Annotated in this window: 13 protein-coding genes; 7 read left to right on the top strand and 6 right to left on the bottom strand. The window is 65.2% G+C overall.

All coding sequences use genetic code 11. From position 1 onward, the window contains the following. Positions 1 to 33 precede the first annotated feature (33 nt). The gene (locus RMN99_RS01375; RefSeq protein ID WP_309621495.1) at positions 34 to 780 is read left to right on the top strand and encodes an NTP transferase domain-containing protein; all 747 of its coding nucleotides are present in this window, start codon (positions 34 to 36) and stop codon (positions 778 to 780) included. On the opposite strand, the gene RMN99_RS01370 is transcribed toward RMN99_RS01375, so the two are convergent. The 5 genes from RMN99_RS01370 to RMN99_RS01350 all read right to left on the bottom strand — a co-directional run bounded on the left by RMN99_RS01370 (position 773) and on the right by RMN99_RS01350 (position 6,299). Continuing rightward, entirely contained in the window at positions 773 to 2,446 is a 1,674-nt protein-coding gene (locus RMN99_RS01370; RefSeq protein ID WP_309621494.1) for an ABC transporter ATP-binding protein, read from the bottom strand. The two genes, RMN99_RS01375 and RMN99_RS01370, sit on opposite strands and share 8 nt — an antisense overlap. 91 nt (positions 2,447 to 2,537) lie before the next feature. Further along, the gene (locus RMN99_RS01365; RefSeq protein ID WP_309621493.1) at positions 2,538 to 4,463 is read right to left on the bottom strand and encodes an asparagine synthase-related protein; all 1,926 of its coding nucleotides are present in this window, start codon (positions 4,461 to 4,463) and stop codon (positions 2,538 to 2,540) included. Positions 4,464 to 4,766: 303 nt separating this feature from the next. Further along, positions 4,767 to 5,180, bottom strand: coding sequence for a lasso peptide biosynthesis B2 protein (locus RMN99_RS01360; RefSeq protein WP_309621492.1), 414 nt, complete (start codon positions 5,178 to 5,180; stop codon positions 4,767 to 4,769). Then, the gene (locus tag RMN99_RS01355; protein WP_309621491.1) at positions 5,167 to 5,436 is read right to left on the bottom strand and encodes a PqqD family protein; all 270 of its coding nucleotides are present in this window, start codon (positions 5,434 to 5,436) and stop codon (positions 5,167 to 5,169) included. Before RMN99_RS01355 ends, RMN99_RS01360 begins: the two co-directional genes overlap by 14 nt. 17 nt (positions 5,437 to 5,453) lie before the next feature. After that, positions 5,454 to 6,299 carry a hypothetical protein gene (locus RMN99_RS01350; RefSeq protein ID WP_309621490.1) on the bottom strand — a complete coding sequence of 282 codons (846 nt, stop codon included), beginning with the start codon at positions 6,297 to 6,299 and terminating at the stop codon, positions 5,454 to 5,456. Positions 6,300 to 6,458: 159 nt separating this feature from the next. Between RMN99_RS01350 and rpe the strand changes: the two genes are divergently transcribed. The 5 genes from rpe (at position 6,459) to RMN99_RS01325 (ending at position 11,458) form a co-directional block, all read left to right on the top strand. Beyond that, positions 6,459 to 7,121, top strand: coding sequence for a ribulose-phosphate 3-epimerase (gene rpe / locus RMN99_RS01345; RefSeq protein ID WP_309621489.1), 663 nt, complete (start codon positions 6,459 to 6,461; stop codon positions 7,119 to 7,121). 3 nt (positions 7,122 to 7,124) lie between these two features. Next, on the top strand, positions 7,125 to 8,999 hold the full coding sequence (locus tag RMN99_RS01340) for a heparinase II/III family protein (protein ID WP_309621488.1): 1,875 nt from the start codon (positions 7,125 to 7,127) through the stop codon (positions 8,997 to 8,999). Positions 9,000 to 9,042: 43 nt separating this feature from the next. Then, positions 9,043 to 10,632: a bifunctional phosphoribosylaminoimidazolecarboxamide formyltransferase/IMP cyclohydrolase gene (purH, locus tag RMN99_RS01335; protein WP_309621487.1), complete on the top strand. Its 1,590-nt coding sequence runs from the start codon at positions 9,043 to 9,045 to the stop codon at positions 10,630 to 10,632. Between the two features lie 134 nt (positions 10,633 to 10,766). Continuing rightward, a complete protein-coding gene (locus RMN99_RS01330) occupies positions 10,767 to 10,958 on the top strand; it encodes a hypothetical protein (RefSeq protein ID WP_309621486.1) in 192 nt (63 codons plus the stop codon). A 38-nt stretch (positions 10,959 to 10,996) separates the two neighbouring features. After that, a complete protein-coding gene (locus RMN99_RS01325; protein WP_309621485.1) occupies positions 10,997 to 11,458 on the top strand; it encodes a transcriptional repressor in 462 nt (153 codons plus the stop codon). 4 nt (positions 11,459 to 11,462) lie between these two features. Here the strand turns inward: RMN99_RS01325 and RMN99_RS01320 are convergent, their stop codons facing one another. Then, on the bottom strand, positions 11,463 to 11,849 hold the full coding sequence (locus RMN99_RS01320; protein WP_309621484.1) for a VOC family protein: 387 nt from the start codon (positions 11,847 to 11,849) through the stop codon (positions 11,463 to 11,465). Positions 11,850 to 11,934: 85 nt separating this feature from the next. Between RMN99_RS01320 and dxs the strand changes: the two genes are divergently transcribed. Next, positions 11,935 to 13,315: 1-deoxy-D-xylulose-5-phosphate synthase (gene dxs / locus RMN99_RS01315; RefSeq protein WP_309621483.1), on the top strand; the 1,381-nt coding region annotated here is incomplete at its 3' end.

Here is a 13,315-nt window from a genome sequence, read left to right as displayed (position 1 = left end):
GCAACCGGCGCCGTTTCTGTTTGAGGACTTGAAATGGACGCTTTGATCATCGCCGCCGGATTCGGCAGCCGGTTGCGCGATATTTCGGATTCGAAGCCGATGACCCCGGTCGCCGGCGTGCCTCTGCTCGAACTGGGAATCCGTCAGGCCAAGGCTGCGGGCGCAGCGCGCGTGGTGGTGGTGACCGGGCACGAGGCCGAGCGGCTTGAATCAGCTTTCTCCGGGCTGGCGGACCGGGCCGGAATTGCAGTGGTAGCGCAGCGGGTGGCGGACTGGTCAAAGCCCAATGGCTGGTCGGTGCTGGCCGGGGCTGACGCGATTGCGGGCGACTATCTGCTGATGATGTCGGACCATATCTTTTCCGCACCGATCCTCTCTGGTCTGGCGCAGCAAGGCGGGCCGGATCGCGGGGTAACGCTGGCGGTCGATCAGCGCACCGCCGACCCGCAGATCGATCCCGACGACGCGACCTGGGTAGAACGTGACGAACGCGGTTTCATCCGCGCGATCGGCAAGACCATTGCGACCTACGATGCGGTCGATTGCGGCGCATTCCTGTGCACCCCCGAGCTGGCCGTGGCGATCCGCGCCGCGATTGCGCAGGGCAAGGCCGGGAGCCTGTCCGAAGGGATGCAATTGCTGGCCGATCAGGGCCGCGCCGCGACCTGGGAAGTGGGCGGCGCGTGGTGGCTCGATGTCGACGATCCGCGCGCGCACCAGCTGGCCGAACAGCAGGCCCCGCGCGAACTGCCGGAAATCTACGCCGCGACGCTCAGCTGACCAATTTTCCTTGATCAAGCCGGTATGTGCGGTCGGCCAGCGCCGTCAGCGCGCCGCGGTGGGCGATTATCAGAATAGCCATGCGGCCCTTGAGCCCCGCGAGCGCCTGGGCAATCAGAGCTTCATTCTCGGCATCGAGCGCGCTGGTCGCCTCGTCCAGGATCAGCAGCGCCGGATCGCGCAACAAGGCGCGGGCCAGCATCAGGCGCTGGCGCTCTCCGCCTGAAAGCGCGCGTCCGCCATCGCCGATCGGCGTATCGATCCCTTGCGGCCAGCCGAACACAAACTGGCAGGCCGCATCGCGCAGCGCTGCCATGATCCGCGTCTGATCGGCAGCGGGCGCGGCCCACAACAGGTTGGCGCGGACCGTATCGGCCAGCAGCGCCGGATCTTGCTGAACATAGGCTACCTGCGATCGCCAGGCCCGCCGCTGGGCCGCATCAAGCGGCGTTCCATCGATCAGCAGCGATCCGGCATCGGGGCTGATCAGCCCGCCAAGCACATCCGCCAGCGTGCTTTTTCCCGCCCCCGATGCGCCGGTCAGCGCGATCAGCGCCCGGGCTGGTACCGTAAGGGTGATGGCATCAAGCGCCGGTTTTTCCGCACCTTCATGGCGCACGGTAATGGCACTCAGAGCGATAGCCCGCCGCAGATCGGGCGGCGCAGACAATGGCAGTTCCGGCTCCCGCGCGGCTTCGACTTGGTCGATCAGAGCAAAAACCGCTGTGATTGCCGGGCGGGTGTGCTCAAAGTTCTGCCAATTTTCCTGCAGGCTTCCAAGCAGCGGCAAGGCGCGGGCAAACAGTGCAACGACCGGAAGGATTGCCGTAGCCCCCAGTCCCCACCGCTGGACGCCCAGCCAGACCAACCCGGCCAGGACTATGGCACCGCCCGCTTGCAACGCGAACTGACCCACCCCAACCACGCGTTGATACGACAGGCTTGCTTCACGAAGGCTGGCAAATCCAGCCAGGGCAGACGCTTCGGCCCTGGCCTCACCGCCCAGGCTCTTGATCGTGCGCAGCGCACCAAGGCTCTCACCGATGCTGCGGTGCATGGTCTGGTAGGCCAAGCCCAGCCGTTCGCCCAAAGCCGCCGCCCGCTGCCGAAGGCCGCGGTAGGCCAGAAGAACAAGAATTCCGCCCAGCCCGGCCCCCAGCGTCACGACCGGTGCCACCGCCAATCCGGCCAGTGCCAGGCCGCTTAGGGTGATCCCGGCGGCCAAACCCGCTACCACCTGATTCATTCCGTATCCCGCACGGTCGATGTTGTCGATCAGGAGGTTTGCGCCATCCGCCTGCCGAATGCTGCCAAGCGCGCGCCAATCGGCATCCAGTATGCCGCGCCAGGCACGCCCCCGCAGTCCTTCGACCGCCGTCAGTTCAAGCCTGAGTGCCGCCCTGTTGCGAGCCAGATTGATCAGCCCGCGTGCCGTCACGAGCAAGACGAATACCGCGAGCATCCCGCCCAGCGACAAGGATAGCCCAAGTTCGGCGAGCGCGCCTGAGATGGCCCCGGTCTGGTTTGGCTCAATCGCGGTCAACAGCGGGACCAGCAGCATTACACCGATGCTCTCGGTCAGGCCCGAAGCCGCCATCAGGGCAACGAGAACGCCGGCCTGCGCGCGCAAGCCGGGGCCGATCAAACGAAGCAGGGATGCGGTCATGGCGATGTGGTAACAGGCTTGCCTGGTCTGAGTAACAGCTCAGACGTGCGCCGTGGTCTGGATTGGCGTGCTGATATCGCTCTCCCGAGGCTCAATTGCGCCCTTCCACCCAGCGCACGAACCGTGCAGCCAGCATCGCGCGCGGCAAGGCAAATTCGATGGTGTACTTGCATTTCAGGTCCAGCACAGTCTGTTCCGGGAAGGCTTCAAGCGCTTCGCGCAGCCGCTCGACATCGATCATTTCGGCGAGGCGAGGGTCACCTGCGATCCGGTCTAGCTCTTCGAAGTACCCGGCGCGCTGACGGCCAATTCGCAAGTGCCAATCAGAGTCCCAGCGCCCGTTCAACTGGTTCGTGCGCTGGTGCTCTGGCATGATACCGCGCGCCATCTGCTTGGCCAGCCAGCGCGGCACACCATCGCGCATGAACATTTCAACCGGCAAGCCCAGACAAAACTCAACGAGGGGCCGGTAGGCAGTGGGATCGCGCATCGGAATGTCATAAAGCTGCGCAAAGGCCTGGTAGATCTCAGCCGACTCAGCATCATGGTTCTGGTAGATAAGCGCTTGGCCTTCACGGCGATTCCAGGGCTGATAGCGATCAATCTGGAGGCCCGAAGCGCGATAGCGCGTATCGGCGCCTGAGCTTTCACGGTAAGACTTGTGCAGCGGGGTCATCCATTCAACGGCAACCTCTTCATCTGGATGGACGAGCCGCTTGACCAGCCGCCACAGCCTTTGGGGCAGCAGCGGCATCAAGGTCAGGGCCAGGAACTTGCGCCACAGACTGCGGGTGTCGTTGGGGTGGTTCTTCAGCGCCAGATAGTATTGCCGCCACCGGCCTTTTAGCAGCAATTCGACATAGCCCCATTCGCCTTTGTCGCTGAACGTGTAGTTGCCCCATTCGGCCATCAGGAGCCGGTCGCAGCCGGCTTTGCGGGCTTCGGTAAACAGGCCATGAAACACATACATGTTGCACAGGCCCGAAGGCGCGCCGCCCATCACGTGAAAAAAGTCGTTCCAGCGGTGATCGTGCCCATAGCCGCGATTGTCCGTGAAATGCGCCTCGATCCGGGGGTGCATCGCCGCAAAAGCCTCAACCATTGGCCGTTCATTGCCATTCATCCCGGTTTCCACCAGTCCATCCCAGCCCGTTTCAGGATGGAAAGTGAAAGTGGGTAGCGATTTGGTTTCGGGCAGGCAGCGCAGGGCATGGACCACAACCTGCGAGGAATCGAGCCCACTCGACAAAGTGCTGCCGGGCTTGCTGGCGTTTCCAAGGCATGCCGCCACGGCCTCGCCAAGCAGAGCATTGGCCCGCTCGACATAATCCGCATCGCAACCCAGTCGGACGTCGGGTAGCGAGAGCAGATCGTACCAGGTCTCTAACTGCCGGTCCTGCTCAGGCCGAAGTGTGACAACCGATCCCAGCGGAACTTTGGCAACACCTGCGAACCAGGTCGATTCGGGGTTGGTGAAATTGAGCATGGCGCTGTCGGCAGAGCGGTCTTCGTCCAGACGCCGCTCGATCCCGGCAGCGAACAATGCGCGGGGGACAGAACTGGCAGCGACACGTTGAGAACTGCGCGCATAGTGCAGCGGAGGCGCGCGAAGCGGGCTGCGCGAGAGACGCACCGTGCGAGCCTGCGGATCGGCGATCAGTGCGCAATATTCGCCTATCAGGCGATCTTCAGCAGCAATCCCCCAGCGCGACACCGCCAGGCCATAGAGCAGCGCCGGATCATCGCTGGGACAACCAAGTTCGGGGGCCAGTTGGGCTGCATTGTCGATCCAGCCATTGAAGATCGCGAGTTCGCCGCCGGGTAGTCTTGCCGGCCGCCAGCGCTGCATCGCTTGCGGGTCACTCGGAATCGCACGGGCCGCGCAGGCAAGGCCATCAACAGCGCAAGCGGCAGAAGCGCCGCCGATCCCGGCGCTTAGCGAAGCCGCCAGTCTGTCGGCCAATTGCGCGGCTGCTTGCGGCGCGGCTTCACCCCAAGGCCAGGCAAATGCAAGCACGGCAGCAATTCTTCAAGGAGGAGACTATTGGCAAGAACGGGCCAGGCCTGCCGAAAGGGTGGCCGGGAATCAGGACTTCACGTTGCCGGCAGCCTGCGCAACCGGGTTCTGCGCGCCGGATACCTGCGCAATCTTGCCCAGCTTCACGAGTTCGGGTTTGGTCCAGGTCTGCTTGATTTTGGTCATGTTCATTGCCTCCGCAGAACCGCACAAGGCCTTTGCCGGTTCGATTTGATCTTGCAGGGTTTATGCCCTGATCTGCAGGCAGTTGGCAAATGCAATCTGCCCTTCGGGCAGCATTCTTCAGCCCGGTTGCGCATGCACTTCCAGCCATGGGCCGGGCAACAACCCCAGGACCACTTGCCCGCCACATTCGATCCAGGCGTGCAAGGTATCATCGCCGCCGCGCGCGCCGGGCGGACGGACTGCAAAAACGATCCGGTGGCGCAGCCCCCGGCGGCGCAGCTGCCAGCTCAGGACCATGGCCTGGGGTAGGCATTTGAGCGCAAACGGTAGCCGCCAGGCGGCGCGCTCGATATGCGCGGCAAGACGGCGCACATCCGCAAGGTCCGCGCCGTCGCGGCAATCCGGTCGTGCCCCCAGGTGCCCCCGCCACAGCCCGAACGGCGCCAGCGCGACCAGCAGGCGGGCCACGCACAGCAGCGCCATGGCGCTAAGCGTACGCTGCCGCGCCGCCCAGACCTCACGTCTGGGCAAGCAGCCCAGCCCCGCTCAGGTCGGCAAGAAACGCATCAAGATCGGGCGCAATTTCGCCCTCTGGGCACGAAAATTCTGCAGCCAGGGCGGCCAGAACAGCGGCGCGGCTGCGGGTACCATCGATCAGCAGCCAGATCGCCCGTGCCGATCCGGTGAGCGAGAAGAAATCGCCGTCGTCAAGGCTCATCACCACGATCTCGTCGTCGATCGCTGTTTCGCTGTACGCGCCATCGGCTTTGCGCAGTATCTGGCTCACGCCTCTATCTCCGGAAGTCAGTTGCGAATCGCGGTTTCGGCGAGATCGAGTGACTTTGCAAACCCTTCGCGCGTGAACGGCCGCACCAGCCGCGCCATGGCCAGGCCCGACGCCAGCCGCGCGCGCACGGCGAACAGCGCGTCAAGGCTGGGCGACCGAGCGCAGCGATAGAGGTCCTGCGTGTAGTGATCGTCGCCCAGCGCGGTAAATCGCGCCGCCCCGGTGATCGGCTCGAGCAGCGCGGCGGGGCCTTGCTCAAGAAAGGTCAGGCTGGCCAGTTCAAGCGGTTCGCGCAGCGCTCCTGCGGGCGGCGCGGCATAGCTCTTGCCCGTATCGGAACCAACCGGGGCCAGCGCCTCCGCCCCGGTCAGTGCCAGCGCCGACCCGGTCAGTTTGAGCCGCTTGTGCCCGGGCAGCGCGACAATCTGCGCCGGATCGTCGAGCACCAACAGCAGCGTATCGTCGCAGAACAGCGGCAGTCCGTGCTGGCCAAGGCCCGCGACCAAGGTTGATTTGCCCGCCCCGCTGGGCCCGGTGAAGGCGTGCACCCGGCCATCCCAGGCCACTGCCGAGGCATGGACCGGGTAAAGTCCGTGGAGACAGGCAATCGCCGCGTAAACGCTGCCGTAAAGCCACAGCTCAAGCTCATCCGGATCAGCGTCCGGCCCGCGCTCACAGGCCACGCCCTGGCCCGGCCGGTAGTGGAAGCCATACCCCGTACCGGTGCGCAGTACGAATTCGCCGTGGGCAAAACTGCGGCTGTTGTCGGGGACCGGCCGACCATCGATTTCGTGCGCAACGCGGCCATCGCACAGCTGCGTTTCGCGGGCCAGAAGCGCGATCAGGTGGGCGGGGGTGCGCATCCACCGGCTGTGCCGCCTTGCCCCTGCGCCTGTCAATCGCGCTGCGCCGTGGCCGTCACGCGGCGAACTGCGGGCAAGCAATGTGGAAAACACGGGGTTTCCCGTTGTTCGGACCACAGGTGCTGGCTAAGCGCGAGGGAAGGGAGCCGTCCGACGCTCATGGCCACGCCGCTTATATCGCCCTCGATCCTGTCCGCCGACTTTGCCCGGCTGGGCGAAGAAGTGCGCGCGATCGATGCGGCGGGGGCCGACTGGATCCATGTCGACGTGATGGACGGGCATTTTGTGCCGAACATCACGATCGGCCCGGCGGTGGTCAAGGCCCTGCGCGGCCACACCGCCAAGCCGTTTGACGTCCACCTGATGATCGCCCCGGTCGATCCCTACATCGCCGCTTTTGCCGAAGCCGGGGCCGACATCATCACCTTCCACCCCGAAGCCGGACCACACGCACACCGCACCGTCCAGGCGATCAAGGCGCTGGGCAAGAAGGCGGGAATTTCGCTCAACCCGGCAACCCCCGCCAAGATGCTCGACTACCTGATCGACGAGATCGACCTGGTCCTGGTGATGAGCGTCAACCCCGGGTTCGGTGGGCAAAGCTTCATCACCAGCCAGCTCAAGAAGATCGAAGCGGTGCGCAAGATGATCGACAAGACCGGGCGGGCGATCCACCTCGAAGTCGATGGCGGGGTCGATGCCGCAACCGCCCGGCTCTGCGTTTCCGCAGGCGCCGATGTGCTGGTGGCGGGGTCTGCCAGCTTCAAGGGCGGGCCGGATCATTATGCCGCCAATATCGCGGCCCTGAAGGCGGCGGGATGAACGATGGCCGACACCCTGCTCTCTTCGCGCGCAGCGTCCCCGGAAACGGCCACGCGTTCGGCAATCGGACTGGGACCAAGCGATGAGGGCGGGCTGGTGACAGGCGCGCCGGTCCGCGATGTGCTGCCGCCACCGGGCGAACTGGTCGAGCCGGGCCGGGCGCTGGCCCTGGCGGATTTCGGGCCGCCTGCGCTGGGGCTGGGGGAACGCTTCATCCGCCTCGCCTATCGCCTCGGGATTCCCGGATCCACACTGAACGCCCCTTTTACGAAGGCTGCGCGGCCGCGCCTGCTGGCCACGGTGGTCAGCCCGCTGCCCGGCAGCAAGATGGCGGGTACTGCGCTGCGGGCCGGGCATTTTCTGGTCCACGGGGTCAAGAGCCCGATCGCCCAGATCGATTTTGCCGGGGCCGGGCGGATGGCCCCGCCGCTTGAACGCACGGTCCATTCGTTTGCCTGGTTGGCCGATCTTGAAGCCTGCGCCCCGCGCGAAACCGTGGCTCCGGTGGCGCAGCGGGTGCTGGCTGCCTGGCTCGATGCTAACCGCAAATTGCCATCGAAACCCGGCAAGGGTCCTGCGTGGAGCATCGACAACGCCGGCAACCGGCTGCTCAGCTGGCTGGTCCACGCCCCGTTGATCCTTGGCGGCGAGGATCGCGCGCTGCGCACCCGCACTTTCGAAGCGATGGCCGATACCGCGCGCTGGCTCGACAAGAACGTCGGCCGGGCGGAAGACCGCCTTGCCGAAGTGGCTGGGTGGTGCGGGATCGTGGCGGCAGGCCTGCTGTTGCCACAGGGCAAGCCGCGCCGCCTGTTCGGCGAAAGCGGGCTGATCCGCGCGCTGGGCGAGATGGTTGGCGATGATGGCGGGGTGCTGTCGCGCAGCCCGCTGGGCCAGATCGAGGCGATTGCGCTGCTGGTGCGGCTGCGGGCCTGTTACCAGGCGGTCAAGCGCGACATGCCGCAGGCGCTTGAAACGATGCTGGATCTGCTGGTCCCGCCGCTGCTGGCGCTGACGCACGGTGATGGCTCGCTGGGATCGTGGCAGGGCGGCTGGGCGATCGACGCTGGCGACGTTGCCGCGCTGGTCGAAGCCAGCGGGGTGCGCACTCGGCCACTGCGCGATATCCGCCAATGGGGTTACCAGCGGGTGGTGGCGCAAAAGGGCGTGCTGCAGTTCGATGCCGCGCCGCCGCCGCTGGCCAAGCATGCCCGCACCGGCTGCGCCTCGACCCTGGCGTTCGAATTCAGCCATTCCGGGCAGCGGATCGTGATCAACTGCGGCGGCGCGGGCTGCGCCGGCGGGCTGATCCCGGCGCGGCTTGAGCAGGGCCTGCGCGCCAGTGCCGCGCATTCGACGCTGGTGCTGGATGATGCCAATTCGACCGCCGTGCTGATCAATGGCCGGATCGGCGGCGGGGTATCCGAAGTCGATGTCGATCGCCGCACGCTGATTAGCGAAAGGAACGCCGGGGCGACCCGGATCGAGGCCAGCCATAATGGCTATGCCTCGCGCTTTGGCCTGATCCACCGCCGCATCCTGATCCTGCGCGACGATGGCAGCGAACTGCGCGGCGAAGATCTGCTGGTGCCTGCCAGCGGCAAGGGCAAGGCCGGCAAGGTCGGCTTCGCGATCCGCTTTCACCTCGGCGCCGGGGTCGATGTCGGGCTGTCCGAGGACGGCAAGGGCGCGGGCCTCGCACTTGCCGACGGAACTTATTGGCAATTCCGCGTCGGCGGCGAAGGCCAGGTGACAATCGAGGAAAGCCTGTGGGCCGATGGCCAGGGCCGCCCGCATCCGGTGCAGCAACTGGTGATCCAGGGCTTGGTTTCGCGCGGCGGGGGAAGCTTCTCCTGGCTGCTCAAGAAAATGGGCTGAACGTAGCGATAAGCTGGGCGCCACCACGACGAGGGTTTGAATTGTGAGCGATGTGACGATTCGGCGGGCGCTGCTTTCGGTGTCCGACAAAACCGGCTTGGTGGAACTGGGCCAGGCGCTGGCGGCGCGCGGGGTGGAACTGGTCTCCACCGGAGGCACGGCGGGGGCGCTACGCGATGCCGGGCTCGATGTGATGGACATATCGGATCTGACCGGCTTTCCCGAAATGATGTACGGCCGGGTCAAGACGCTGCACCCCAAGGTCCACGGCGGGCTGCTGGCGGTGCGCGACAATCCAGAACATGCCAAGGCCATGGCCGAACACGATATCGGCGCGATCGATCTGGTCGTGGTCAACCTCTACCCGTTCGTCCAGACCGTGATGAAAGGCGCGGACCGCGACGAGATCATCGAGAACATCGATATCGGCGGACCCAGCATGGTCCGCTCGGCCGCCAAGAACCACGCCTGGGTTACGGTTCTGACCGACCCGGCTGACTACGCGGCGTTCTTTGCCGAACTGGACGAAGAAAACGGCGCAACCAGCTATGATTTCCGCCGACTGATGGCGGCGCGCGCCTATGCGGCCACCGCGGCCTATGATGCGATGATCAGCCAGTGGTTCGCCTTCGCCGATCAGCAGCAACTGTTCCCCGAAATGCTGGCGGTTACGGCCGCGCGGGTGGAAGAGCTGCGCTATGGCGAAAACCCGCACCAGCGTGCCGCGCTTTACGTGCCGGTCGGCCCGCATGCAAAAGGCATTGCCCAGGCCGAGCAGCTGCAGGGCAAGGCGCTCAGCTACAACAATTACAATGACGCCGATGCCGCGCTCGAACTTGTCGCTGAATTCAAAGGCCAGGCGCCCGCGGTCGTGATCGTCAAGCACGCCAACCCTTGCGGCGTCGCGCAAGCAGCAAGCCTGCTCGAAGCCTGGCAGGGCGCGCTGCAGTGCGACGATGTCTCGGCGTTTGGCGGGATCGTTGCGGTCAATGTCCCGCTTGATGGCCCCACCGCCGAAGCGATCTGCGCGATCTTCACCGAAGTGGTCGTGGCCCCCGCCGCCGACGAAGCGGCGCGCGCCGTCTTCGCCGGCAAGAAGAACCTGCGGCTGCTGATCACCGGCGATCTGCCCGATCCGCGCCGAACTGGCCTGCTGATCAAGCCGATCACCGGCGGACTGCTCGCGCAGAGCCGCGATAACGGGGCAATCAGCGAAGCCGACCTCAAGGTGGTGACCAAGCGACAGCCGAGCGAGCAGGAACTCAAGGATTGCCTGTTCGCCTGGACCGTGGCGCGCCACGTCAAATCGAACGCGATCGTCTATGCGCGCGATGGCATCACCGCCGGGATTGGCGCAGGCCAGATGAACCGCCGCGACAGCAGCCGGATCGCGGCTATGAAAGCAGCCGAAGCGGCCGAGAAATTCGGCTGGGCGCAAAGCCGCACGGCCGGCAGTGCGGTTGCCTCGGACGCGTTCTTCCCGTTCGCCGACGGCCTGCTTGCCGCGGCCCAGGCCGGGGCCACCGCGGTGATCCAGCCGGGCGGATCGATGCGCGACCAGGAAGTTATCGACGCTGCCGACCAGGCCGACCTTGCCATGGTCTTCACCGGCATGCGCCACTTCCGGCACTGATCGCTTCCATTCACCGCAGGGCGAACGCGCTTCATCGTGCTGTCGCGAAGCTGACAGGGATGTTCACTGGACGGTAACCCTCAATTCTGCACGAGGGCCCTCAAGCAATTCACACCTGACAAAGCGATTCTCCCATGGCCCTGTTCAAGTCCGACCTGTTCCGCGCATTCACCATCGGCTTCATGCTGGGGGTTGCCGCGCTGGTATCGGTACTGGGCTCGCCGTTTGAACAGAGCATTGCCGATCAGGTTATCCCGGCTGCCACCGCCGCACCGGTGCTGCCCGACCAGACTATGGCCCTCCCGGCTGAGGCCGCACAGCGCTAGCAATTGCAGCGCGCCGCCGCTGCGCCTATATCGCGCGGATGGCAGCCCATCATCATCATCACGAACCGACCGGCGAAAGCCTGGTCGAAGCCGCATCCGCAGCACTTACGCAAGCTGGCGAACAATGGACCGGCATGCGCGCCGAAGTGTTCGAAGCGCTGGCCGCGCGTGACAAGCCGGCCTCAGCCTATGATGTCGCCGAAGACGTGTCCAAGGCGCGCGGCAAGCGGGTGGCGGCCAATTCGGTTTACCGCATCCTCGATCTGTTTGTGGCCAACAACCTCGCGCGGCGGGTGGAAAGCGCCAATGCCTATATCGCCAACCCGCACCCCGGCTGCCGCCACGATTGCATCTTTCTGATCTGCGATGCCTGCGGCCGCGCGGTGCATATCGATGACGACAAGCTGACCGGTGCGCTGGTCGAAGCCGCCAGGGCGGCCGGGTTCGACGATATCCGCCCGGTGGTCGAACTGCGCGGGGTTTGCGCGGCGTGTAGCTAAGCCGTCAGCCAATCTGCGTCAGGCTCAGCAGGTTGCCGTCGGGATCTTCAAACCAGGCGATCTTGGCGCCGCCTTCGGGCACTGACCAGACTCCGCGCGCGTCCTGATCAAAGCCTTCATAGATCTTGAACAGCACACCCTTGGCGCTCAACGCGTCGACCGTCGCCGCGATATCGGCCACGTGCCAGCCCGCCACGGTGTGCGCGCCGGGGTGATGGCCCTCTACCGCGGTCAGCCGCAGCGGGGTGCGATTGCCCATGTCGAATGTGGCGGCATAGCCATCCTCACCCATCAGGCGCAGGCCCAGCACGTCGCGATAGAACGGGACGGCAAGATCGCGCGCAGAGGTCAGGATGAAAACCACTGGCGGGGCATTGGCGGGCAGGGACATGATGCGGCTCTCCATAAAACGGCCATCGAACGTGCACTTTAGTTACAATCGACACGATTGAAACCAGCGTGTAAGGCGCTGGGCGATGAGCGCCAATCCGTCCACCCCGTTGCTTGACACGGTTGAACTGCCGAGCGACCTGCGAAAACTGCGCCCCGACCAATTGCGTCAGCTGGCCGACGAACTGCGTGCTGAAATGATCAGCGCGGTGGGGCAGACGGGGGGGCATCTGGGCTCGGGTCTGGGCGTGGTCGAACTGACCGTGGCGATCCATTATGTGTTCAACACGCCCGACGACAAGCTGGTGTGGGATGTCGGTCATCAGGCCTACCCGCACAAGATCCTGACCGGGCGCCGCAGCCGGATCCGCACCTTGCGCAGCGGCGGCGGCCTGTCGGGCTTCACCAAGCGCAGCGAAAGCCTCTATGATCCGTTCGGCGCGGCGCACTCCTCCACCTCGATCTCGGCCGCGCTGGGCTTTGCGATAGCGGGCAAGCTGGCGGGCACGCCGGGCAAAGGCATCGCAGTAATCGGCGACGGCGCGATGAGCGCAGGGATGGCCTATGAGGCGATGAACAACGCCGAGGCAGCTGGCAACCGGCTGGTGGTGATCCTCAACGACAACGACATGTCGATCGCGCCGCCGGTGGGGGGGCTTTCGGCTTATCTCGCCAAGCTGGTGTCCTCGCGCCCGTTCCTGTCCTTGCGTGATATCGCCCGGCGGCTGAGCCGCAAATTGCCCGAACCGCTGCACCGCGCCGCCAAGAAGACCGACGAATTCGCGCGCGGCATGGCGATGGGCGGGACCTTGTTTGAAGAGCTGGGCTTCTATTATGTCGGCCCGATCGACGGCCACAATATCGATCAGCTGGTTCCGATCCTTGAGAACGTGCGCGATGCCGCCGAAGGGCCGTGTTTGATCCACGTCGTCACGCAAAAGGGCAAAGGCTATGCCCCGGCTGAAGCCAGCGCGGACAAGTATCACGGCGTGCAGAAATTCGATGTCATCACTGGCCAGCAGGTCAAGGCTCCGGCCAGCGCTCCTGCTTATCAGAACGTGTTTGGCGAAACCTTGGCCAAATTGGCCGACAGCGATCCGACAATCTGCGCGATCACCGCCGCCATGCCCAGCGGCACCGGGGTGGACAGGTTTGCGGCAGCGCACCCTGACAGGGCGTTCGATGTCGGGATCGCCGAACAGCATGGGGTGACTTTCGCGGCGGGCCTTGCCGCGCAGGGGATGCGCCCGTTCTGCGCGATCTATTCCACCTTCCTCCAGCGCGCTTACGATCAGGTGGTCCACGATGTCGCGATCCAGAACTTGGCCGTCCGCTTCGCGATCGACCGCGCCGGGCTGGTCGGTGCCGACGGCGCGACGCACGCCGGATCGTTCGACATCGCCTATCTTGCCACTTTGCCCAATTTCGTGGTCATGGCCCCGGCGGACGAGGCCGAGCTGGTCCACA

This window comes from Novosphingobium sp. (genome assembly GCF_031417815.1).
Taxonomy (GTDB): Bacteria; Pseudomonadota; Alphaproteobacteria; order Sphingomonadales; family Sphingomonadaceae; genus Novosphingobium.
Note: the sequence above shows the minus strand (reverse complement) of the source record. Positions and strands in the feature narration are given on the sequence as shown.